This is a genomic window from Salinivibrio sp. VYel1, assembly GCF_009377945.1.
GTDB lineage: Bacteria > Pseudomonadota > Gammaproteobacteria > Enterobacterales > Vibrionaceae > Salinivibrio > Salinivibrio siamensis.
In genome coordinates this window covers 165,820-187,571 of the sequence record NZ_RSAM01000007.1, presented here as the reverse complement: position 1 = coordinate 187,571, position 21,752 = coordinate 165,820, and the positions used below count along the sequence as shown (strand labels likewise).

23 protein-coding genes are annotated in these 21,752 nt (G+C 52.6%); 20 read left to right on the top strand and 3 right to left on the bottom strand.

Annotated elements, in window-relative coordinates; translation table 11 throughout:
- The 8 genes from ftsY to EHW58_RS08850 form a co-directional block, all read left to right on the top strand.
- Positions 1–1,093, top strand: a 1,093-nt coding sequence (gene ftsY, locus EHW58_RS08885; protein ID WP_152795980.1) for a signal recognition particle-docking protein FtsY, incomplete at its 5' end; no start/stop codon positions are given.
- Positions 1,094–1,095: 2 nt separating this feature from the next.
- Positions 1,096–1,764, top strand: a complete 669-nt coding sequence (ftsE, locus tag EHW58_RS08880) for a cell division ATP-binding protein FtsE (protein WP_046074629.1) — start codon at positions 1,096–1,098, stop codon at positions 1,762–1,764.
- Complete coding sequence (gene ftsX / locus EHW58_RS08875) at positions 1,757–2,695, top strand: permease-like cell division protein FtsX (protein ID WP_077456812.1); 939 nt, start codon at positions 1,757–1,759, stop codon at positions 2,693–2,695. Before ftsE ends, ftsX begins: the two co-directional genes overlap by 8 nt.
- A gap of 133 nt (positions 2,696–2,828) precedes the next feature.
- Complete coding sequence (gene rpoH / locus EHW58_RS08870) at positions 2,829–3,680, top strand: RNA polymerase sigma factor RpoH (RefSeq protein ID WP_369795704.1); 852 nt, start codon at positions 2,829–2,831, stop codon at positions 3,678–3,680.
- Between the two features lie 319 nt (positions 3,681–3,999).
- Positions 4,000–4,338, top strand: a complete 339-nt coding sequence (gene glpE, locus EHW58_RS08865) for a thiosulfate sulfurtransferase GlpE (protein WP_046074632.1) — start codon at positions 4,000–4,002, stop codon at positions 4,336–4,338.
- A gap of 20 nt (positions 4,339–4,358) precedes the next feature.
- The gene (gene glpG / locus EHW58_RS08860; protein WP_152795978.1) at positions 4,359–5,189 is read left to right on the top strand and encodes a rhomboid family intramembrane serine protease GlpG; all 831 of its coding nucleotides are present in this window, start codon (positions 4,359–4,361) and stop codon (positions 5,187–5,189) included.
- Between the two features lie 252 nt (positions 5,190–5,441).
- Positions 5,442–6,803 (top strand): glycerol-3-phosphate transporter, encoded by a 1,362-nt coding sequence (gene glpT, locus EHW58_RS08855; protein ID WP_046074634.1) that lies wholly within the window; start codon positions 5,442–5,444, stop codon positions 6,801–6,803.
- A gap of 87 nt (positions 6,804–6,890) precedes the next feature.
- The gene (locus EHW58_RS08850) at positions 6,891–7,685 is read left to right on the top strand and encodes a DeoR/GlpR family transcriptional regulator (RefSeq protein ID WP_046074811.1); all 795 of its coding nucleotides are present in this window, start codon (positions 6,891–6,893) and stop codon (positions 7,683–7,685) included.
- On the opposite strand, the gene EHW58_RS08845 is transcribed toward EHW58_RS08850, so the two are convergent.
- A complete protein-coding gene (locus tag EHW58_RS08845; protein WP_046074635.1) occupies positions 7,686–8,102 on the bottom strand; it encodes a flagellar basal body-associated protein FliL in 417 nt (138 codons plus the stop codon).
- A 157-nt stretch (positions 8,103–8,259) separates the two neighbouring features.
- Here EHW58_RS08845 and EHW58_RS08840 point away from each other — a divergent pair, with 157 nt between their 5' ends.
- Together EHW58_RS08840 and ubiA are read left to right on the top strand one after the other, a co-directional pair.
- Positions 8,260–8,802, top strand: a complete 543-nt coding sequence (locus EHW58_RS08840) for a chorismate lyase (protein ID WP_046074636.1) — start codon at positions 8,260–8,262, stop codon at positions 8,800–8,802.
- The gene (gene ubiA, locus EHW58_RS08835; RefSeq protein ID WP_152795976.1) at positions 8,799–9,653 is read left to right on the top strand and encodes a 4-hydroxybenzoate octaprenyltransferase; all 855 of its coding nucleotides are present in this window, start codon (positions 8,799–8,801) and stop codon (positions 9,651–9,653) included. Before EHW58_RS08840 ends, ubiA begins: the two co-directional genes overlap by 4 nt.
- A gap of 85 nt (positions 9,654–9,738) precedes the next feature.
- On the opposite strand, the gene plsB is transcribed toward ubiA, so the two are convergent.
- The gene (gene plsB, locus EHW58_RS08830; RefSeq protein ID WP_077606767.1) at positions 9,739–12,189 is read right to left on the bottom strand and encodes a glycerol-3-phosphate 1-O-acyltransferase PlsB; all 2,451 of its coding nucleotides are present in this window, start codon (positions 12,187–12,189) and stop codon (positions 9,739–9,741) included.
- 213 nt (positions 12,190–12,402) lie between these two features.
- Here plsB and lexA point away from each other — a divergent pair, with 213 nt between their 5' ends.
- The 6 genes from lexA to EHW58_RS08800 all read left to right on the top strand — a co-directional run bounded on the left by lexA (position 12,403) and on the right by EHW58_RS08800 (position 18,369).
- Complete coding sequence (lexA, locus tag EHW58_RS08825; RefSeq protein ID WP_077456800.1) at positions 12,403–13,029, top strand: transcriptional repressor LexA; 627 nt, start codon at positions 12,403–12,405, stop codon at positions 13,027–13,029.
- A gap of 120 nt (positions 13,030–13,149) precedes the next feature.
- Entirely contained in the window at positions 13,150–13,944 is a 795-nt protein-coding gene (locus EHW58_RS08820) for a class I SAM-dependent methyltransferase (protein ID WP_327294138.1), read from the top strand.
- 310 nt (positions 13,945–14,254) lie between these two features.
- Positions 14,255–15,364, top strand: coding sequence for a cytochrome c oxidase subunit II (gene coxB / locus EHW58_RS08815; RefSeq protein ID WP_046074640.1), 1,110 nt, complete (start codon positions 14,255–14,257; stop codon positions 15,362–15,364).
- Between the two features lie 9 nt (positions 15,365–15,373).
- A complete protein-coding gene (gene ctaD / locus EHW58_RS08810) occupies positions 15,374–16,975 on the top strand; it encodes a cytochrome c oxidase subunit I (RefSeq protein WP_077578180.1) in 1,602 nt (533 codons plus the stop codon).
- On the top strand, positions 16,965–17,492 hold the full coding sequence (locus EHW58_RS08805) for a cytochrome c oxidase assembly protein (protein ID WP_046074642.1): 528 nt from the start codon (positions 16,965–16,967) through the stop codon (positions 17,490–17,492). Before ctaD ends, EHW58_RS08805 begins: the two co-directional genes overlap by 11 nt.
- A gap of 10 nt (positions 17,493–17,502) precedes the next feature.
- Positions 17,503–18,369, top strand: coding sequence for a cytochrome c oxidase subunit 3 (locus EHW58_RS08800; RefSeq protein ID WP_152795974.1), 867 nt, complete (start codon positions 17,503–17,505; stop codon positions 18,367–18,369).
- Between the two features lies 1 nt (position 18,370).
- Here the strand turns inward: EHW58_RS08800 and EHW58_RS08795 are convergent, their stop codons facing one another.
- Positions 18,371–18,577 (bottom strand): DUF2909 family protein, encoded by a 207-nt coding sequence (locus EHW58_RS08795; protein ID WP_152795972.1) that lies wholly within the window; start codon positions 18,575–18,577, stop codon positions 18,371–18,373.
- 45 nt (positions 18,578–18,622) lie between these two features.
- Here EHW58_RS08795 and EHW58_RS08790 point away from each other — a divergent pair, with 45 nt between their 5' ends.
- From EHW58_RS08790 to cyoE, 4 genes are read left to right on the top strand one after another with little or no spacing between them, the layout of a single operon-like run.
- Positions 18,623–19,330, top strand: a complete 708-nt coding sequence (locus EHW58_RS08790; RefSeq protein WP_194163214.1) for an SURF1 family protein — start codon at positions 18,623–18,625, stop codon at positions 19,328–19,330.
- Positions 19,327–19,848: a hypothetical protein gene (locus tag EHW58_RS08785; RefSeq protein ID WP_370517844.1), complete on the top strand. Its 522-nt coding sequence runs from the start codon at positions 19,327–19,329 to the stop codon at positions 19,846–19,848. Before EHW58_RS08790 ends, EHW58_RS08785 begins: the two co-directional genes overlap by 4 nt.
- A 2-nt stretch (positions 19,849–19,850) precedes the next feature.
- Entirely contained in the window at positions 19,851–20,873 is a 1,023-nt protein-coding gene (locus EHW58_RS08780) for a heme A synthase (protein WP_152795968.1), read from the top strand.
- Complete coding sequence (gene cyoE / locus EHW58_RS08775; RefSeq protein WP_046074647.1) at positions 20,848–21,750, top strand: heme o synthase; 903 nt, start codon at positions 20,848–20,850, stop codon at positions 21,748–21,750. The genes EHW58_RS08780 and cyoE overlap by 26 nt, the downstream gene beginning before the upstream one ends.
- The last annotated feature ends 2 nt before the right edge of the window (positions 21,751–21,752 follow it).

The window sequence follows — 21,752 nt, the reverse complement described above, 5'->3', positions numbered from 1 at the left end:
GCCAGAGCCAGAGCCAGAGCCAGAGCCAGAGCCAGAGCCAGAGCCAGAGCCAGAGCCAGAGCCAGAGCCAGAGCCAGAGCCAGAGCCAGAGCCAGAGCCAGAGCCAGAGCCAGAGCCAGAGCCAGAGTCAGAGCCACAATCTGCTGCGGTTCGCGAGCGTGACAGACCGCAACGTGAAGGCTTTTTTGCCCGCCTAAAGCGTGGCCTGCAAAAAACCAAAACCAACTTAGGTTCTGGATTTTTTGGCCTGTTTAGCGGTAAGAAAATCGATGATGACTTATTCGAGGAGCTCGAAGAGCAGCTGCTTATCTCCGATGTGGGGATGGAAGCGACCACTAAAATCATCGATAACCTGACCGATAAAGCCAGTCGCCGCGAGCTGAAAGATGGCGAAGCCTTGTATGGCATTCTTAAACAAGAAATGGCGCAGATGCTGGAAAAGGTCGAGCAACCGTTGGTGCTGACTGACCAAAAGCCTTACGTGATCTTAATGGTCGGGGTCAACGGGGTGGGCAAGACGACCACCATCGGCAAATTAGCACGCCAGTTCCAAGATCAAGGTAAATCTGTGATGCTGGCTGCCGGTGATACCTTCCGTGCGGCCGCGGTCGAGCAGCTGCAAGCTTGGGGCGAACGCAATCAGGTGCCTGTGATTGCCCAACACACCGGCGCAGACAGTGCCTCCGTGCTGTATGACGCGATTGAAGCGGCCAAAGCGCGTAACGTCGATGTGGTGATTGCGGATACCGCCGGGCGCTTGCAGAACAAAGCCAACTTGATGGAAGAGCTGCGCAAGATTGTGCGCGTGATGCAAAAGCTGGATGTGGGGGCGCCACATGAAGTGATGCTGACACTGGATGCCGGTACCGGGCAAAACGCCATTAGCCAAGCGAAATTGTTCAATGAAATTGCACCGATAACGGGGATTACGCTGACAAAATTAGACGGCACTGCCAAAGGCGGGGTTATTTTTGCTGTGGCAGAACAATTTAATATTCCGATTCGCTATATTGGTGTCGGTGAAGGCATTGAAGATTTACGCACCTTTAACGCCAACGACTTTATCGAGGCGCTCTTTAGCCGGGAGGAATAACCGTGATTCAGTTTCAGCAGGTAAGCAAAGCCTATCGGGGTGGCCGTCAGGCGCTGCAAAAAGTCAGCTTTGAGCTTCCCAAAGGGGATATGGCGTTGTTAACCGGCCATTCTGGCGCCGGGAAAAGTACGCTGCTGAAACTGATCTGCGCCATTGAACGCCCCAGTGATGGGCAGATTTACTTCAATGGCCATGATATTTCCCGCATTCCGCGCCAAGACATTCCGTTTCTACGGCGCCATTTAGGGATTATTTTTCAGGATCATAACCTGCTGATGGACGCGACTGTCTACGAGAATGTGGCGTTACCGCTGCGTATTGAACAGCAGCCAGAAGGTGAAATCAAAAAACGCGTGTCTGCGGCGTTAGATAAAGTGGGGCTGTTGGATAAAGCGCGTTGTTTCCCGATTCAATTATCAGGCGGGGAGCAGCAGCGCGTTGGGATTGCCCGGGCGGTGGTCAATCGCCCGCAAGTCCTGTTGGCGGACGAGCCAACGGGGAATCTCGATGCCGCTTTGTCAGCGCAGATTATGGAGCTGTTTCGCCTGTTCAACCAAGTGGGCGTGACCATTCTTATGGCGACCCATGACACCAGCTTGCTTGAGCAGTACCGCCACCTTAGGCGGTTTGATCTCCAGCAAGGCAGTTTGGCGGAGGTCAGTCATGGCTGAATCTTTTATGCAGACGCAAAAGCGTCATGCCTCCACTGCTTGGCGGGATCTGTTTCAACGCCCGATGGGGAATCTACTCACCTTGATGGTGTTAGCGGTTGCACTTTCCTTACCCGCGACCTTCTACTTATTGGCCAAGAATGTGGTAGCAGTGAGCGCGCAGTGGCATAGCCCTGCTGAACTCAATGTGTTCTTAACGCCGGATCAATCGTCGCAGCAAGGTGAAGCACTGGCTAAGCAGCTGAGGGAGTGGCCCGCCATTGATAGCATTGAATACATCTCGCCCGACCAAGGTATGGCGTCGCTAAAACAGCAGCGAGGCTTTAATCAAGCGGTGAGCTTGTTAGATAATAATCCACTGCCTGCTGTGTTGGTGGTGGTGCCTGACGTGACCCCCGCAGATGGAGAAGACGCCATCTCTTTGACCGCGCGTGTGGAAGCCTTGTCCGACAAGCTTTCGGCACTGGCTGAAGTCGAGGAAGTGCGGTTAGATACTGATTGGCTGGCACGGTTGGACGCGATCAAAACACTGGCCATTACGCTTGCTTGGCTTTTTTCCGGGTTGATGTTGGCAGCTGTCGTGCTACTTGTGGGGAATACCTTGCGGTTGCAGGTACTCCATCATCGTGCACGGATCCAAGTGATGAAAATGGTAGGAGCGACCGACCGTTTTATCTTACGGCCTTATCTTTATATGGGCGCATGGTTGGGCGGACTGGCGGCGATCGTCGCGTGGTTACTCACCGGACTAAACACCTGGTTGATGGATGGGGCGGTGCGGCAATTTGCACAGCTTTATGACAGTCCCTTTACCCTTAGCGGACTCAATTGGGATGAATCTTTGCTATTGTTAATGGGCTCAATCCTACTAGGAGTGTTGGCGGCGTTGCTGGCGACGCGCCGACATTTAAAAGAAATTGAACCTGTGTAGGGTTAATACGGTCATAGACTCACAACAGACAGATAAAGGCTTGCAGTTTGCCCCTGCTTGGGTATATTTTTGCATGCTTAATCAGCAATTCGGTCTTCGACGATTCGGAAACGAGGTTTGAATGACAAAAGAGATGAACGCATTGGCACCGATTGTTCAAGATAACATCGACGGTTATCTGCAAGCGGTAAACAGCCACCCTATGCTCAGCGCTGAAGAGGAGCATTCGCTGGCCGAGCGTCTCCATTATCATGGTGATCTGGAGGCGGCGAAGTCGCTGATCCTATCTCACTTGCGTTTTGTTGTTCATATCGCCCGTGGATACACCGGATACGGTCTCCCGATGGCAGACTTGGTACAAGAAGGCAACATTGGTTTGATGAAGGCGGTGAAGCGCTTCAACCCAGAAGTTGGCGTGCGCCTCGTGTCCTTTGCTGTCCATTGGATCAAAGCTGAAATTCACGAGTACGTATTGCGTAACTGGCGTATCGTTAAAGTGGCAACCACCAAAGCGCAGCGTAAGCTTTTCTTTAACTTGCGTAAAAACAAAAAGCGCTTGGGTTGGTTTAATAACGACGAAGTGAATATGGTCGCAGAGCAACTCGGCGTGGAAGCGTCTGAGGTGCGCGAAATGGAAGCTCGGTTGGCCGCACAGGATGCGACCTTTGAAGCGCCGGCGAATGCCGACGATGAGCGCGAAAGCGGTCCAATGGCCCCTGTCTATTATCTGGAGGACAAAACCTCAGATATTGCCGCGTCGCTAGAGGCGGAAAACTGGGAGTCGCACGCAAACCGCCGATTGGCCAGTGCGCTATCCGCATTGGATGAGCGCAGCCAACATATTGTCCGTTCTCGTTGGTTAGACGACAACAAAGCCACGTTGCAAGATCTCGCGGATCATTATCAAGTGTCGGCGGAGCGGATCCGTCAGCTAGAGAAGAACGCGATGAAAAAGCTTAAACAAGCAATGGGTGATGCGCTGTAAGATCGTCTTCGATCAAAGCTGAACCGGCCATGAGGCCGGTTTTTTTATGCCTGTTGTCAGGGAAAAAGAAAAGTGTTGAAGAGGTTATTCACAGCTTATCCTGGATCCTTACTACATATAGTGGATCCGGTATAACGATCATCGCTTATCAACGCAATCCACACCTTTTTCCACAGTCGACTAAAAAACGAACACTGTTGGCGGGGGGAAGCAGACGTGTGAGATCAAACTCAGGTACAATGCGGACTTGTTTCGAGGAGCACGTTATCCTCGTGTGACGTCAGCTGGGAATAACTTTGTGAGTGAAGGGGTAAAAGGTATGGATCAGTTTGCACACATCTCTGTGACCGATGCGTGGGAAATGCTGCGTGATGATCAGCAAAATGCAGTATTGGTGGATATTCGCGATCCACAAACGTTTCAGGTTGCGCATCCTCAAGATGCGTATCACCTAACGAACGATACCTTGGTGGCGTTTATGGATCAGGTTGACTTTGATCAGCCGGTGCTGGTGATGTGTTATCACGGGATCAGCAGCCAAGGCGCGGCGCAGTACTTGATCAATCAAGGCTTCGATGCGGTATATAGTGTCGATGGCGGGTTTGAAGCCTGGCAACGTCAAGCCCTTCCCACCGCGTCGGGTATCGATCTTAAATAGGGGCCTCAATAGGACAGCTCATGCAAAAAATCGCGGTACTGCCAAATGCGCGCTTGGCTCAGGCGTTTGTCGATTATGCGGCAGCGCATCACGTCGCTCTTGAACTCGCCCCTGAGCCGGAAACGCAGGTAGCGATTTGGTTGGTGAACGACAACGATAAAGCCTGGGTGGATAGCGAGCTGGAGCGGTTTATCGCTGACCCCATGCATAGCCGTTATCAAGCGGCGTCTTGGCAGGTGGCAGAAACCCGCCATGCCCGTTTTCACTACCCCTCTTCAGGGTTATGGCAAACGGTCAAAGATAAATCTGGTCCGGTGACCTTGGCGGTGATGTGCGCCAGTGTGGTGTTGTTTGCGTTGATGACGCTGGGCGGGTTTGAGGTTGTCGTACGCAGCTTACTGTTTCCGGCTGATAGTGGTCAGCGCTGGCAGCTGTGGCGTCTATTCAGCCATGCGCTCCTGCATTTTTCCGCTTTGCATATTATCTTCAACTTACTCTGGTGGTGGGTACTTGGTGGTCGCATCGAGCGCCTCGGCAGTAGCAGTAAGCTGGTTCAAATCTTTTTATTCGCCGCGCTTTTCTCGGGACTCGGTCAGTATTGGTTGGAAGGGCCTTACTTTGGTGGTCTCTCGGGCGTGGTTTACGCGCTGTTAGGCTATTTATGGTGGATGACTTGGCTGGCGCCATCGCGTGGCCTCACGGTCGAAAAGCCATATGTTGTCTTTATGCTGGCGTGGTTGGTGATTGGCTTTTTCCAGCCGATGGGCATGAACATCGCCAATATGGCGCATTTATTTGGTCTGATCATTGGCTGTTTGCTCGCTCTGTGGGATGCGAAACGCCATTCTTAGCGGATCGGTGCCTCTGTCTACATCGCATTATCTCTATCGCGTAAAGAAAAAAGAGCAGGTAACTGCTCTTTTTTTGTTCGTAAGCGCAATTTTATTGCGTCAGATCTATGTTTTTATGTTCGCTTTCACGGTTTTGGTTTTCAGTTTGAGTAATTATTCTACCCGTTGAGCGAATACGAAAATTTATTGCTCACTTCTTTGATTTTTATCCTTTTATAAATCCATCGCGTACATCTTACTGAGGACCCTCTCATGTTTGGAATCTTCCGTCCGGCTGCTCACCGGCAAAGATTGCCTCAAGCGCAGATCGGTGACACCTACACTCGACTGCGCTGGCAACTGTTTATCGGGATTTTTATCGGCTATGCCGGCTACTATCTCGTGCGTAAAAACTTTAGCTTGGCCATGCCGTATTTGATTGATGAATATGGCTTTAGCCGTGGTGATTTGGGGGTAGCGCTCGCCGCTGTGTCCATCGCTTACGGCTTATCAAAATTCTTAATGGGCAGTGTCTCTGACCGCTCAAACCCACGTTATTTCCTAAGTGCTGGGCTGTTAATGTCATCGTTGGTGATGTTCAGCTTTGGTTTCCTTCCTTGGACAACCAGCAGCATTACCATCATGTTTATCCTGCTGTTTATTAATGGTTGGGTACAAGGTATGGGCTGGCCTGCCTGTGGGCGCACCATGGTGCACTGGTGGTCACGGAAAGAGCGTGGTGAGCTGGTGTCGGTTTGGAACGTGGCGCATAACGTCGGGGGTGGCTTAATTGGGCCGCTATTCTTGCTCGGCTTGTGGCTGTTTAATGATGACTGGCGTGCGTCTTTTTATGTACCTGCATTTTTTGCTGCATTGGTCGCGGTGTTTATCTGGTTAACGCTACGTGACACCCCACAATCGTGTGGCTTGCCACCGATTGAGGAGTATAAAGACGATTATCCAGAGAACTATGACGAGGAAGCGTTTGAAAAAGAGATGACCGCCAAAGATATCTTCGTCACCTACGTGATGAAGAACCGTTTGCTGTGGTATATCGCGATTGCCAATGCCTTTGTCTATTTGATTCGCTATGGCGTACTCGATTGGGCACCGGTTTATCTTGATGAAGCGAAAGGCTTTACCGTGGATAAATCCTCTTGGGCCTACTTCCTCTATGAATGGGCGGGGATCCCAGGCACCTTATTATGTGGCTGGATGTCTGATAAATTCTTCAAAGGGGCGCGAGCACCTGCCGGTGTGTTGTTTATGGTGCTGGTGACCGTGGCAGTGTTGGTGTACTGGTTTAACCCAGCCGGCAACCCGGGCATCGATATGGTGGCGTTGGTGGCGATTGGTTTCTTGATTTACGGGCCGGTGATGCTGATTGGCCTGTATGCATTGGAGCTGGCACCGAAAAAAGCGGCGGGCACCGCGGCCGGCCTGACCGGTTTATTCGGCTATCTGGGTGGCGCGGTTGTCGCGAACATTGCGCTTGGCTATACCGTCGACCACTTTGGCTGGGATGGTGGCTTTATGCTGCTCACCGGCGGGTGTGGGTTGGCTATCTTCTTCCTGTGTTTGGCATGGGTCGGGGAGCATCGTGTGCGTCGTGACACAGCTGTGCACGCTGTCTAAGTGATCTGTCTTGGCATCGCCTAGTGGCTATGCGTAAACTAGGAAGCCCTCGTGATCGCGGGGGCTTTTTTTGTAAGGGGAGAAGCAGTGAAGCAAAACAAACGTCATCAGCAAATCATTGATCTGGTTAAGTCACAAGGATACGTGAGCACGGAAGACTTGGTTGAGCGCTTCAATGTCAGCCCGCAAACGATTCGACGCGATCTCAATGAATTGGCGGCAGAGAACCACATTCGTCGTCATCATGGTGGCGCGACGGTGCCGTCCAGCTCAGAAAATACCGCGTATGCGACCCGCAAGGTGCTTCAGCAGCAAGAAAAAGACACCATCGCACAGGCCTTGGTCAAACATATTCCTGATGGGGCGACCTTGTTTATCGATATTGGTACCACACCTGAAGCGGTGGCACGTGCGCTACTAGACCATCATAACCTGCGCGTGGTGACCAACAACTTGAATGCGGCCGCGATCTTAATGCCAAAGCAGGACTTTACGGTGATTATTGCGGGCGGCGAGGTACGGAATCGCGATGGGGGGATTGTCGGTGAGGCAACGCTCGACTTTGTCTCTCAGTTTCGGCTCGACTTTGGCATTCTTGGCATCAGTGGTATTGATGATGATGGCTCATTACTCGACTTTGACTACCATGAAGTGCGCGTCAAAAAAGCCATTCTTGATAACAGTCGTTGTGTGATGCTGGCAGCAGACCATACCAAGTTTGGCCGCAATGCCATGGTGAATTTGGGCAATATAACCCAGCTGGATATGGTCTTTACTGACGCAACGCCACCAGCTCAGATCCGTGACATGCTGAGCGCACAGGGAAGCCACCTTGAGGTGATTAGCCACCCTGAGCCCGTCGCTAACGTCACGGCTGAGTGATTATTGATATAAGTATTTTGTGAATAACAGGTCGGTGAGCATGCGGCGATTGGTTTCGGCGAGTAGGTGCTCGTTGACTTTCTCTAAACAGGTTTTGCGAATCGTTTCTCGGCCAGACAACGACTTTATCTGGGTGGCGGTTTGCTGGTTTAGGGTTTCAATAATCACATCGCGGATCAGGGGAGAGTGATACTCCAGCTCACTGACGAGTTTGGGGTTATCGACCATCAACTCGACTTTCACCTTGATAAAACCTAATCGACGGCCTTCGGTGACATAGTTGGTGGTAATCTCAGGCTCTAAGGAAAAGTAACTGTATTTGGGGTTACCCTCACCCTCTTCTTGTGCATGGACGGCGGCACTAAGCCAGAACAACACGCTCAGTACGACCATTAATAGGGGTTGTTTTTTACTCATAGTGACCCAGTTATTCCGTTCATGGTGTGACAGGGATAGGCTGAGCGCATTCTCCAAACGCAACCAGCCTGATACAATTACCAGCCGAGTATAGCAACATTGTCCCCCCCTTAGCGGTAAGGACAGGCGAATTTTGCGCGATGTGGCACAGGAAACAATGTCGGAATTAAATCATACCTATTTAGAAGCGCTGCAAACGGCACGCTGGGAGCGACCAGATATTGCGGCGCTAAAGCGCACCGCAGAAGGCAGTTGGTTACTCGAATCACATTCGATGACAGCAAGGTTGAAGCAGCACTGTCATGACTTTGACGTGGATGTGATTGCCGTTTATCAATTAACCCCAGACAAACTGACTGACAGCGAAGTTGCGCTGATTGGCCAAGAGGCTTGTGTGGTGCGTGAAGTGGTATTAAAAGGCGATGGACTTCCTTGGTTGTGCGCGCGTACTTTGATGCCGGCCTCCACCTTAGAAGGACAAGGGGGACACTTGCATGCCTTGGGAACAGAGCCATTAGGCCAACATGTCTTTAAGCAGCGCGCCTCACGGCGAGATGCGATTGAAACTGCTAATGTGGCGTGCTTGTCTCATCAGTTGCATGCGCGTCGCTCTCGGCTTTGGCTCCACAATCGCCCCATGCTAGTGGCGGAATTATTTCTGCCTAGCTCACCTGTGTATGGAAAGGAGATCCCTGCATGAGCGCAAAACTGGCCGCCTTCGGACAGCTGGCCCGTCTAGACCGGCCCATAGGCACGCTATTGCTGTTATGGCCAACCTTATGGGCCTTGTTTCTCGCCGCCGAAGGCATGCCGTCACTGTTAACCCTAGTGGTCTTTGTGCTCGGGGTATATATGATGCGTGCCGCCGGGTGTGTCATTAACGATTATGCGGATCGCCATTTCGATGGCCATGTTAAGCGCACCAAAGACAGGCCCTTACCGGCCGGACGGATCAGCGAAAAAGAAGCGCTCGGCTTTTTTATTATGTTGGTATTCGGTGCGTTTTTGCTGGTGCTCACCCAAAATCGTTTGACCATTCAGCTTTCTTTTGTCGGCGTCGCGCTGGCGTTTATTTATCCTTTTATGAAGCGCTACACCCATCTGCCTCAGTTAGTATTAGGGCTGGCGTTTAGCTGGGCGATCCCCATGGCGTTTGCGGCGGCGCAAAATGCGCTGCCACCAGTGGTTTGGTTGCTGTTTTTCGCCAATATTTGTTGGACCATCGCTTACGACACCTTGTATGCCATGGTCGACAGAGACGATGACGTGAAAATTGGTATCAAATCGACGGCGATTCTATTTGGCCGCTGGGATAAAGCGACGGTGGGTGGCTTACAATTATTAACCCTCGGGCTTCTGATGCTCGCCGGGCAGTGGTTGGCGCTGTCGCCAGCCTATCAGTGGAGCTTATTGGCCGCCTTTGCATTGTTTGTCTATCAGCAATACCTCGCCAGAGAGCGCGAGCGGATGGCGTGCTTTAAAGCCTTTTTGAACAATAACTATGTCGGCCTAGTGATTTTTATCGGTGTATTGTTGGGTGTATACGGGTAGCCGAGTTTGGATAAAGAAAGAGAAGGCGCTTCGTGGTGAAGCGCCTTTTTTTTGTCAGGAGGGCTGTATGAGTGGGCAGTTTCGCTTAGCGTTTGTCCGCCTTATTCGTGCCTAATGGCTGATTAAGCACTGCTTGAATGGTCAATTGCACCTCGGGGGAAATCAACTCACATACCAGATCGTTGAGCGCGGCGATACGCTCTGCATTGGCCTTGGCATCATCGTCCAAATAGCCTTGCTCGCGCAAGGTGTCGACAAAAATGGTGAACACTCGCTTGTCAAAGAACTCAGGGGCGTTGATCCCATGCAAACGGCTGAGTCGCTGCGCCAGCATCTGGCTGTGTTTTTCCAAATCACGCTTATCAATATGCGGCTGGTGGCTGAATAAGGTGAGTGTAATCGCGTAGCGCTGCAGCGTTTCGGCAATGGTGCGGCCGAGTAATTGCAGCTCACCGAGCTTGGCATTATTCATGGTCACTTTGCCATCGTCACAGCACAGCAGCGACTGGTCGTGCATTGCGTGCAGTAAGGCTTCGAAGTAGCTTTCAAGGCCCGCTTGGTCAAAGCTCATAAAGAGTTCCGCTTTGAGCAAGGGGTACAATTGCTGCACGCAGGCGCGCAAGCCGGATCGGCTAATCGATTTGTGGGTCACCAATATTTGCGCGATCAGCGACGGCAGCGCCACCAGATGAATGACATTGTTGCGATAGTAGGTCATCAAGATCGCTTGCTGGCGATCCAAAGAAATGACTTCACCCATGGTGTCTTTTTCGACCACCAATTTGTTGAGTGATAACGCGTGATCGACCAGATCCGCCGGTGAATCTTGAGGCACACTGCTGCTCGCCGAGTAGGGAGCCTGTGTCAGCAGGGCTTGATACACCCCTAACTGGGCCTCGAGCGCTTCACGGCTTAAGGCGCGCTGACGTGAGGCCAGCAACGCGGTGGCGCACAAGTTGAGAGCATTGGTCGCGGCGGCATCGTTGATATGGGTCATTACCTTGGTCGCCAAATCACTGACGACCGGATTCATCCACGCCGGTTTTTGCGGCTCCATCGGGTTAATGTAATCGTGCCAGTCAGGCACTTGCTCATTGAGATGTTGGTTGAGCGCAATGGGTTCACCAAAGTTCACGTAACCCAAGCCGTAGTTACGCAGCTTACGCACGATCCCTAATACTTGGCCGACGCTTTCTTTCTCTTTGCGCTGGCCTTGGAGCTCTTTGGCGTAAGTGTTGACCTCCATCACGTGCTCATAGCCGATATAGACAGGCACCAAGGTAATAGGGCGTTGTTGGCCGCGAAGCATCGCCTGTAGGGTCATGGCGAGCATCCCGGTTTTCGCTGGCAGTAGGCGGCCTGTACGAGAACGGCCGCCTTCGGCAAAGTACTCGACCGAGTAGCCACGGGCAAACAGTTCTGCGAGATACTCACGGAATACGGTGGAATACAGGCGATTGCCTTTAAAGCTGCGGCGAATAAAGAAGGCACCACCACGGCGGAATAAGGGGCCGGCCGGGAAGAAGTTGAGGTTCACGCCAGCGGCGATATGCGGTGGTACCAAGCCCTCTTTGTATAACACGTATGAAAGTAGCAGGTAATCCATGTGCGAGCGGTGGCAGGGCACGTAGACAATCTCGTGGCCATCTTGCGCGAGTTGACGCACACGCTCGGCGTTGTTGACATGAATGCCTTGATAGAGCTTGTTCCACAGCCAAGTAAGAATGCGGTCACTGTAACGGATCAAGCGATAGGAAAAGTTGGCGGCGATCTCCTCCATCATATCGACCGCTTCTTTGCGCACTTTGTCTACTGACACATCGCGCGTTTGCGCTTCATCGTGCACCACCTTGTCGATGGCTTTCGACGCAAGCAGCCGCTTAAACAGTAAGCCACGGTTGGGCAAGCGCGGCCCTGAAGCGGCAAGCTTTTGGCGTGAGAAATGGATCATCGCCACGCGCGCCAGTTTATGGGCAATAGCCTGGTCGGTGCCGTGCTTATCGGCCATGTAGCGTAGCGATACCGCTTGGCTAAGTCGCACCATGCCATCGCGGCCACGGGTGAGGATGGTCCACAGCTTTTCTGGTCCATTCATCGCCCGCAGAATCGCTTGGTGACGCTGGGTCTCATTGCCCGGATCGCGCTGCCATAGCACGGAGGCTGGGACGAGCTGGATATCTAATTCGCTATCTTGGCGGTGTAAGTGAAGTAAGTCTTTAAAATGCGCGAGCGAGCGCGCAGGCAGATCGTCATCCCCAGAAAACACCTTGCGTCCGTGGCTAATAAACACGTAGCGCGGCAAAGTAACATCGCCAATGGTCAAGGGCGTTAACGGATCGGGCAACCCCTGGCGTAAGCAGGTGCGCCGTAAGGTTAATAAATCGGTGTGAGACTGAAACGGCAACACATACACAATAGGGCGTGCGAGTGACAGATTAAGCTGTTCGACCGGTTCAGAGGGAATACATTGGGTGTTTACCCAGGCAGAAAGCGGCAAATTCAATAGCTTGTAATAAATCTTTTGCCAGAGAGCCATGATTGTCAGTGCCTCAAATTCAAAATGCGCGCCAAGGATAGCAGAAAAGTGCCGCGAACTTGCAAACAAAGGTCGAGATTTGCCATTAGCCTGCGCGTAATCGACGATATTCGCGATAATGAGATCGGCTTCTCGTGGCGTTAATTAGTGCTTTTCAAGCTGCATTTTACTGGATATACTCACAGTTAACTGTATAAAAAGACAGGTAAGAGCATGAAGCCGTTAACCGCGAGACAGCAACAAATCTTCGATTTGATTAAAGCCCACATTGAAGAAACAGGAATGCCCCCGACCCGTGCCGAAATCGCCCGTCAATTGGGTTTTCGTTCGGCGAATGCCGCAGAGGAGCATTTAAAAGCCTTGGCCCGTAAAGGTGTGTTGGAAATCATTCCAGGGGCATCACGTGGTATTCGTTTGATCAGTGAAGAAGAGGTGGTGACGCCGGAAGAGCAAGGGCTGCCTTTAATTGGGCGTGTTGCTGCCGGTGAGCCGATACTGGCGCAAGAGCACGTCGAAAGCCACTATCAGGTCGATCCTGCTCTGTTCAAGCCCAATGCTGACTTCCTACTTCGTGTCAATGGCATGAGCATGAAAGACATTGGTATTCTCGACGGTGATTTGCTCGCCGTCCACAAAACGCAAGATGTGCATAACGGTCAGGTGGTGGTTGCCCGTGTCGATGATGATGTGACGGTTAAACGGCTTGAGAAGAAAGGCGCACAAGTGGTACTTCATGCTGAAAACGATGAGTTTATGCCAATTTCGGTGGATTTGACCGCACAATCGCTGACGATTGAAGGCGTTGCTGTGGGGGTGATCCGCAATACCGACTGGATGTGATCTTGACCGTGGCGGGCGATAGTGTCCGCCATTGGAACGCGGTTAAAAAAACACCTTTGCATTCTTGCTCAGTTAAACGATAATTATTATCATCAGTGATTATCGTATGTGGAGGTGTCCGTGCGTACACAACAGCATTCTGTTCCCAGTAAGCTATTTAAGCCAATGTGGCTGCGCAGTCGTGAGAGCCTGACTGACGACGGCGTGATCTATGATCCCATGGCGGCGGCTGCCTGCCAGGGGTGCGTGTTGCAGCCTGAATGCGATTGGCACAACCTAGATCAAACCCAGCTGCTTTATGCCACGCTTACCAGTCAATGTGACGCGATTGTAAAACAATTCTTAGCCCAGCATCCCACTGCTTGGATTATTAACGTGGGTGGCGGACTCGATACCCGTTTTTATCGACTAGATAACGGCCGCTGTCGCTGGTTGGAAGTGGACGTAGACGAAACCCTGCTCTGGCGAGAGCGCTTGTTTCATACCAGTGAGCGTTTTCGCATGGTGCAAGGCTCGGTCAAGCAGCTTGATTGGCTGGCGCAGTTGGCGGTGCCGGCAGGTCATCCCACCATGCTGATTTGCGATCAAGCCTTGTTAGAGTGCACTAACCAAGAAATTTCTGCCTTTTGCCACCACATTAGCCGTTATTTCCCTCAACTTGAGGCTTGCTTGGTCTTAGCGGGAGATAAATGTCATACCCGAATGGGTCAAAAACTCGGCTGTGAGCACTATCAACATGGGTTCACCGACCCCAGAATGGCGATTATTAATGCGTTACCTTGGGCGTGTCGCGTGGAAGAAAAATCTCCGCTCGATAAGCCGTGCCCACGGTGGCGTCTATGGCAGCGTGCACTGGCCGCGATGCCTCGCTATCGCCTCCGCTTTACGCCGGTGGTGCTACATATCGAAATCTGATGCCATGGCGGCCCCCTGCTTACTGTGTTGAGCATCAGTATGTGCTTGGCATCACGATTTTTTTCCCTCTGTTTTTTTGTCCTTTGGGCAAACCTCTCCTAAATTGAATGTAAATAAAACGTTAATGGTTGTGACCAGCTGTATCGAGGTTTTTCCTTAACGACGGCTTGCTGATATCACTACTCTGACCGCTATAACAGCGTGCGACGTTGATATGTGGCGACAAGCAGTAAGGCTTTGCATTGATGCCGTGAGGCAGGAGGGAGCCGTGCTGAGGCACCAAAGACGAATCCTAGCGCTGAGTTTAACAATGTTCAGTGGCGGTGCAGTAGCCACAGAGCGCGAAGGCTGGAATCTCACCCAAGGGGTGACGGCCATCAGCCAGCAGGTGTATGACCTGCATATGACCATTTTCTACATCTGTGTCGCGATTGGCGTACTGGTGTTTGGGGTGATGTTTTGGGCCATCATCCGTCACCGTAAATCCAAAGGCGCGAAGCCTGCCTCATTTCATGAAAGTACCAAGGTAGAAATTGCGTGGACGCTCGTGCCGTTTTTAATTTTGGTGGGTATGGCGATTCCGGCCACCCAAGTGCTACTCGATATGGAAGACACCACTGAGCCGGACCTCACAGTGCAGGTAACGGGATCACAATGGAAGTGGCATTACCGCTATTTTGACCATGACGTTGCCTTCTTTTCTCTGCTTGCCTCAAGCCCCGAACAAATCCGCAATGAAAGACAAAAGCGGGACACCTATTTACTCGAGGTCGATCAGCCTCTGGTATTGCCAGTTGGGCGTAAGGTGCGCTTTTTAATCACCTCACAAGATGTGATTCATTCGTGGTGGGTGCCTGCATTTGCGGTGAAAAAAGATGCTAACCCCGGTTTTATTAATGAGGCGTGGACCAAAATTGATAAGCCCGGCATTTATCGCGGCCAATGTGCAGAGCTGTGCGGTAAAGACCACGGCTTTATGCCGATTGTGGTGATCGCCAAGCCCCAAGAGGAATTTGATGCTTGGGTGCAAAAAACGGCCCTAGCACAGCAGAAAGCGCGCGAAGAAGAGCAACGCTTGCTGGACATGGAAATGCCGATGGATGAGCTAATGGCGCTAGGCAAACAAGTGTACGACAGCCGCTGTGGCATGTGTCACCAAAGCGAAGGACAAGGGATGCCGGGCGTGTTCCCCGCGTTGGCCGGCGCTGAGATTGCCATTCAGCCGGATAGATTGGTCGACCATATCGATATCGTCGTCAACGGCAAAGCAGGTACCGCCATGCAAGCGTTTGGTCCGCAATTGTCGCTCAAAGAATTGGCGGCGGTGGTGACCTATGAGCGCAATGCGTGGGGCAATGACACCGGTGATACCGTACAAGCTGCGCAAATCAACGCGGTGAAGTCAGGTGAAGATCTTTAGGAGCGCGTGATGACAGACACTACCCCAGATACCTTGCATGACGATCATCACCATAAACCGCGTGGGATCATGCGTTGGGTGTTGACCACCAACCACAAAGATATTGGCTCCATGTATCTGATTTTCAGCTTCACCATGTTTTTACTGGGTGGGGCGATGGCGATGGTGATCCGCGCTGAGCTTTTTCAGCCCGGCTTGCAACTGGTTGAGCCTAACTTTTTCAACCAAATGACCACAGTACACGGCCTGATCATGGTGTTTGGCGCGGTGATGCCCGCGTTTACTGGTTTGGCTAACTGGATGGTGCCAATGATGATAGGAGCGCCGGACATGGCGCTGCCACGGATGAATAACTGGAGCTTTTGGATCCTGCCGTTCGCGTTCTTACTGCTTATTGGCTCGTTGTTTATGGAAGGCGGCGGCCCTAATTTTGGCTGGACGTTTTACGCGCCGCTGTCGACCACTTATAGCCCAGACAGTACCGGCTTGTTTGTGTTTGCCCTGCATATTATGGGGATAAGCTCAATCATGGGCGCCATCAATGTGATTGTCACCATCACCAATATGCGCGCGCCGGGCATGACCTACATGAAAATGCCGCTGTTTGTTTGGACTTGGCTAATCACGGCCTTTTTGTTGATTGCGGTGATGCCGGTATTGGCAGGGGCCGCCACCATGGTGCTGACCGATAAATACTTTGGTACCAGCTTTTTTGATGCCGCGGGGGGCGGCGACCCGGTTTTGTTCCAGCATATTTTCTGGTTCTTTGGTCACCCCGAGGTCTACATCATGATTTTGCCAAGCTTTGGAATTATCTCGGCAATCGTCCCTGCGTTCTCGCGCAAGCGCCTGTTCGGCTATAGCTCGATGGTATACGCCACCGCCTCGATTGCGGGGTTAAGCTTTTTAGTATGGGCGCACCATATGTTCACCACCGGGATGCCGGTGTTTGCCGAATTATTTTTCATGTTCTGTACCATGCTGATCTCTGTGCCCACTGGGGTGAAGGTCTTTAATTGGGTCGCCACCATGTGGCGGGGATCCTTGACCTTTGAAGTGCCCATGTTGTTTGCGATTGCCTTTATTGTCTTGTTCACCATCGGCGGGTTTTCTGGCTTGATGCTGGCGATCACCCCGGTCGATTTTCAGTATCACGACACCTATTTTGTGGTCGCACATTTCCACTATGTGCTGGTTTCGGGCGCTGTATTCTCGATTATGGCCGCGGCTTACTACTGGCTCCCAAAGTGGACGGGCCATATGTTTAATGAAACCTTGGCCAAGTGGCACTTTTGGTGCTCGGTGATTTCGGTCAATGTGCTTTTCTTCCCCATGCACTTTCTGGGACTGGCGGGGATGCCGCGCCGGATCCCCGATTATGCCTTGCAGTTTGCTGACGTGAACGCCATTGTCAGCATCGGTGGCTTTGCCTTTGGTTTATCGCAACTCATCTTCTTGGTCGTCGTGGTTAAGTGCGCGCGTGGTGGCGCCCCAGCGGCTGCCAAGCCTTGGGATGGCGCCGAAGGGCTAGAATGGACCGTGCCATCGCCCGCACCGTATCACACCTTTGAGACACCGCCTGATCTCAAGGAGGTGCGAGATGGCCACTAAATCAACCCGCTCCGCTCGTCGATTATTGTTGTTAGCGGTGGCCATGTTTGGCTTTGCGTTTGCCTTAGTGCCTTTGTACGACGTGTTCTGTGAGGTGACAGGGATCAATGGTAAAACCGATAACGAGGCGGCCGCATCCAGTGCGGGCATTGACCAAGACCGCTTGGTGACCATCGAGTTTATCGCCTATATCAACCCGGGGATGCGCTGGACGTTCGAGCCCCAAGTCAACCAGATGAAAGTGCACCCGGGTGAGACCCACACGATTAATTATCTCGCAACGAACAACGCACGCTATGACACCATTGGCCAAGCCGTGCCTTCGGTCTCGCCGGGTTTAGCCGCACAGTACTTAAACAAAATTGAATGCTTTTGTTTTAACCGTCAGCCATTGCCGCGTGGCGAGGATGCCTCTTTACCGCTGATCTTTTACGTGGATCCTGAGTTGCCGGACGATATTAACCACTTAACGCTGGCTTACACCTTGTTTGATGTGACTGCCAGCGCCAAGGAATAAGGAGGCGATCATGGCGACGCCTGAACGTTATTATGTCCCTGCCGCGAGTATTTGGCCGATCGTGGGTGCGGTGGCGCTGTTTTTGATTGCCGCTGGCGCGGGTGCCACGGTGGGCGGTTTATTTGGTGGCAACGGCCCTTGGTTGTTGCTGGCAGGCACTGTGCTTATTTTGATTATGCTCACCGGCTGGTTTCGCGACGTGATCCACGAATCTATGCAAGGGCTTTACTCGGCGCAAATGGACCGTTCTTTTCGCCAAGGAATGAGCTGGTTTATTTTCTCTGAGGTAATGTTTTTTGGTGCCTTCTTCGGCGCGCTCTTTTATGCCCGCTTTATCGCCGTCCCTTGGCTGGGTGGTGCGAGCAATAACGCGATGACCGCGGCGGTGCTGTGGCCAGATTTTGTCGCCCAGTGGCCGTTGACCCTCACGCCTGGAGGGATTGAAACCACTGCGATGCCGGCAATGGGACTGCCCTTACTTAACACACTTATCCTACTCACTTCATCGGTCACGCTCCATATTGCCCATACCGCGATTGAAAAAAATCAACGTGAGCGATTGAAAGGCTTTTTACTGGTGACAGTGCTGCTTGGGGCGCTGTTTATGTTCTTTCAAGGCGAAGAGTATGTGCACGCCTATCAAGAAATGAATCTGCGGCTCGACTCCGGGGTGTATGGCAACACCTTCTATTTATTAACCGGCTTTCATGGCCTACACGTGACCTTGGGTACCTTTATGCTGTTGGTGGTGTGGCTGCGTGTGATGCGTGGGCATTTTAGCCCTGAACATCACTTTGGCTTTCAAGCCAGTGCCTGGTATTGGCACTTTGTCGATGTGGTCTGGCTATGCCTGTTTGTCTTTGTGTATATCTTGTAGCTCAGTAAGGGCGCGGGTTGGGGGCAATCCAGCCCATGGATAGCGCAATCAGCAATAACACGAAGACAACCACGGAAAACAGCACACGCCGACCGAGATAACGTGACAAAGGCACAGCGCTATCGCCTTTTAGGAGTACCGGCAAGGCACGAAAGAGGTTAAACAGAATAAAAACCAGTAAGCAAATCAGAATAGCTTTGACCAACATAAGCGCTCCTTAGCGCAATAGGTAATCATGAAACAAGGACGGCGAATGGGGTTTCTGATATTGACTGTGGTTGTGGTCTTGCTGCTCGTCAAGTTAAGCCATTGGCAATGGACGCGTGGCGAGCAAAAAGCCCAACATCTGGCACAGTTTGAGGCCAATCAAGCACCAGGTTCACTCGCAAGCGCGGTGCAAAAAGGGCAATACCTGGCGATCGATGGCCAGTTTCGCCCCGAGTTTGCCGTGTGGCTCGATAATCAGACCCACCAAGGTCGCATAGGCTATCGCCTTTTTCTTCCCTTTGTACCGAGCCAGCAGTCATCGCAATGGTGGCTGGTCGAATTAGGCTGGATGGCCGCGCCTGCGCTGCGCCGCTTGCCGGCGGTGCCCGCGTTGGCATCGCGCTATCAGCTGTCTGGCTTTATTGATACACCGTCCAAACGGGTGGTACTCAAGGAAGAAACGGCATCACACGCCTGGCCCGCTCGGGTGCAGCGCATTGACTTACAAGCACTTAATGCCCAAATGCCCGCGCTGGAGGCGCAGTGGTTGATACGGGCAGAAAAACTGGTGGATGTGACCACGCCGAGCACAGATGCCTTGGCGCAAGCGGGGGTGACACCGGTGTGGCAGCCGGTGGTGATGCCGCCAGTAAAACATTATGGCTATGCCTTGCAGTGGGCGTTAATGGCGCTCGCGGTCAGTATTGGCGCGGGCATCTGGTGGTACAAAACTAAACAGAGGGAAGCGGTGTGAAAGGACGCATGACGCTCGTGGCTTTGATTGGCATCTTTGTCCTGCCCGTGGTGGTGGCGAAATTGGTGTTGGAGCAAAGCTGGTATGAAAAAGGGGTCACCAATTACGGAGAGTTTCTCACTGAGCCGGCGACCTTGAATTGGTTACCTGAGCAAGGCCAGTGGCGGTTGATTTATCGGGTGCCAGAGCAATGTGATTCGGTATGTGAGCAAGCGCTGTTTCAGTTAACACAAATTCCGATTGCGGTCGGCAAAGAGCGCGATCGGGTCAGTAGCGTGGCACTGACGAGCTCCGCCCCGAAAGCGCCGGAGGTACTGACATGGCAAACCCTGACCACAGAGCAAGCGCGGGCATGGCAGCAGCAAGCGTTTGATAAAAATACCATCTATCTTAGCGATCCGATGAATAATGTGGTGCTGGCCTATCCGGTCAGTGATGATAAAACGAAGTGGGTCGCGCAAGGAAAAGGCTTGTTACGCGACCTCAAACGGCTCCTTAAATTGTCAAAGGTAGGCTGATTATGGCAACGCGTCGCTACCAACTCGCCGTCTTATCGACACTGATACTGGCTGTGCTGGTGGTCGGCCTCGGCGCGTTTACCCGCCTGACTGAAGCGGGGCTTGGCTGCCCAGATTGGCCCGGATGCTATGGCCATTTGGCCGTGCCGGCCAGTGAAAGCGCGCAGTCGGTCGCCATGTCGCGTTTCCCAGATGCGCCGCTTGATATCAATAAAGCATGGAATGAAATGCTGCATCGCTACGTGGCGGGCACCTTAGGGCTGGCGATTTTTGCGTTGGCGTGGATCAGCTGGCGACGTCCTGACTATCAGGCTTTACGACCACTGACCACCTTGCTCAGTGTGGTCGTCATCGCGCAAGCCGCCTTAGGGATGTGGACCGTGACTTTAAGTTTGATGCCGGTGGTGGTGATGGCGCACTTACTCGGTGGTTTCACCACGGTATGCTTGCTAGTTTGGCTGGCGGTGGCGACAGGCGCGCTCCGATTGCCTGTGTTTTCGATGTCGTCATCCGCGCGCCGCGTGGGCACGTTGGCTTTGGTCGCGGTGATTGTACAAATCGGTCTCGGCGGCTGGACCTCTGCCAACTATGCCGCCACCGTCTGCACTCAGCTACCTATCTGTGAAAGCCCTTGGTGGCAGCTTTTCACCCCTTCCGCCTTTCATCCCGTCAGTCCTCTTAGCGACACCTATCAGTTTGGCGTGCTTAACCATGCCGAGCGGGTGACCATTCATGCCACCCATCGTCTGGGCGCCATGGTGGTCACTGTATTAGTGCTCGCTTGGGCATGGATGCTGTGGCGTGCTGGGGCGCGAGCGCTGGCAATGGCAGTGAGTGGCGTGCTGGCGATGCAAATTACGTTAGGGGTGACCAATGTGGTTGCGCTACTGCCGCTGAGTGTGGCGGTGGCGCACAACTTAGGGGGATTATCACTGTTGGTTACGTTGCTGATCACTCGTCGTTTATCTCTTTCCTCGTCACTATCTCAAGGAGCTCGTGATGGCACAGTTTCAACGTACCGCTAGTGTTTCGACACCTGCTGGCGCCAATTGGCGTGATTATTACGAGCTGACCAAACCGCGTGTGGTTGCCATGTTGCTTCTCACCGCGTTGGTGGGCATGTGTTTGGCAACCCCAGGTTGGCCACCTTGGTCGGCGGTGCTGGTGGGATTATTTGGCATTGGTGCGCAAGCCAGTGCGGCGGCGGTGTTTAATCACGTTATCGATTGGAAAATTGATACGAAAATGCAGCGCACCCGCCATCGTCCCGTTGCTGAGGGGCGAGTCAGTCAAGGTGCCGCGTTGGCCTTTGCTGTAGTGCTGATGGTGAGCGGTTTTATTGCTTGCTGGTGGCTGAACCCGCTCACCGCCTGGTTAACGTTTGCCAGCCTGGTCGGGTATGCCTTGGTGTATACCCAGTGGCTTAAACCTGCGACCCCGCAAAATATCGTGATTGGCGGTTTGGCCGGTGCGATGCCGCCTTTGTTAGGCTGGACCGCGGTGACCGGAGAGCTTCACGCCCATGCGCTACTGCTGGTGATGATCATATTTACTTGGACGCCGCCTCACTTTTGGGCGTTAGCAATACATCGCCGCCATGACTATGCCAAAGCCGATGTGCCGATGCTGCCTGTCACTCACGGGGTAGGGTTTACCCAAACCATGGTCTTGCTTTACACCCTACTGCTGGTCATCGTGGGCATTTTACCTTGGCTGACCGGGATGAGTGGTTGGCTGTATCTGGTGGGGGCGACCACCTTAAATCTGGTCTTTGTCGGCTACGCTTGGCGACTGAAAACCCAGTCGCAAAAAGGCATCGCGTGGCAGACCTTTAAGTTCTCGATATGGCATATCTTCGCGACCTTTGTGGTGCTGCTTGCCGACCACGCGTTGCGCTATTGAGA

What these genes read in the sequence shown, in the direction of transcription:
- ftsX (WP_077456812.1), top strand. Translation starts at nt 1,757, where the DNA reads ATGGCTGAATCTTTTATGCAGACGCAAAAGCGTCATGCCTCCACTGCT.
- rpoH (WP_369795704.1), top strand. Translation starts at nt 2,829, where the DNA reads ATGAACGCATTGGCACCGATTGTTCAAGATAACATCGACGGTTATCTG.
- glpE (WP_046074632.1), top strand. Translation starts at nt 4,000, where the DNA reads ATGGATCAGTTTGCACACATCTCTGTGACCGATGCGTGGGAAATGCTG.
- glpG (WP_152795978.1), top strand. Translation starts at nt 4,359, where the DNA reads ATGCAAAAAATCGCGGTACTGCCAAATGCGCGCTTGGCTCAGGCGTTT.
- glpT (WP_046074634.1), top strand. Translation starts at nt 5,442, where the DNA reads ATGTTTGGAATCTTCCGTCCGGCTGCTCACCGGCAAAGATTGCCTCAA.
- EHW58_RS08845 (WP_046074635.1), bottom strand. Translation starts at nt 8,102, where the DNA reads ATGAGTAAAAAACAACCCCTATTAATGGTCGTACTGAGCGTGTTGTTC.
- EHW58_RS08840 (WP_046074636.1), top strand. Translation starts at nt 8,260, where the DNA reads ATGTCGGAATTAAATCATACCTATTTAGAAGCGCTGCAAACGGCACGC.
- ubiA (WP_152795976.1), top strand. Translation starts at nt 8,799, where the DNA reads ATGAGCGCAAAACTGGCCGCCTTCGGACAGCTGGCCCGTCTAGACCGG.
- plsB (WP_077606767.1), bottom strand. Translation starts at nt 12,189, where the DNA reads ATGGCTCTCTGGCAAAAGATTTATTACAAGCTATTGAATTTGCCGCTT.
- lexA (WP_077456800.1), top strand. Translation starts at nt 12,403, where the DNA reads ATGAAGCCGTTAACCGCGAGACAGCAACAAATCTTCGATTTGATTAAA.
- coxB (WP_046074640.1), top strand. Translation starts at nt 14,255, where the DNA reads ATGTTCAGTGGCGGTGCAGTAGCCACAGAGCGCGAAGGCTGGAATCTC.
- ctaD (WP_077578180.1), top strand. Translation starts at nt 15,374, where the DNA reads ATGACAGACACTACCCCAGATACCTTGCATGACGATCATCACCATAAA.
- EHW58_RS08805 (WP_046074642.1), top strand. Translation starts at nt 16,965, where the DNA reads ATGGCCACTAAATCAACCCGCTCCGCTCGTCGATTATTGTTGTTAGCG.
- EHW58_RS08800 (WP_152795974.1), top strand. Translation starts at nt 17,503, where the DNA reads ATGGCGACGCCTGAACGTTATTATGTCCCTGCCGCGAGTATTTGGCCG.
- EHW58_RS08795 (WP_152795972.1), bottom strand. Translation starts at nt 18,577, where the DNA reads ATGTTGGTCAAAGCTATTCTGATTTGCTTACTGGTTTTTATTCTGTTT.
- EHW58_RS08790 (WP_194163214.1), top strand. Translation starts at nt 18,623, where the DNA reads ATGGGGTTTCTGATATTGACTGTGGTTGTGGTCTTGCTGCTCGTCAAG.
- EHW58_RS08780 (WP_152795968.1), top strand. Translation starts at nt 19,851, where the DNA reads ATGGCAACGCGTCGCTACCAACTCGCCGTCTTATCGACACTGATACTG.
- cyoE (WP_046074647.1), top strand. Translation starts at nt 20,848, where the DNA reads ATGGCACAGTTTCAACGTACCGCTAGTGTTTCGACACCTGCTGGCGCC.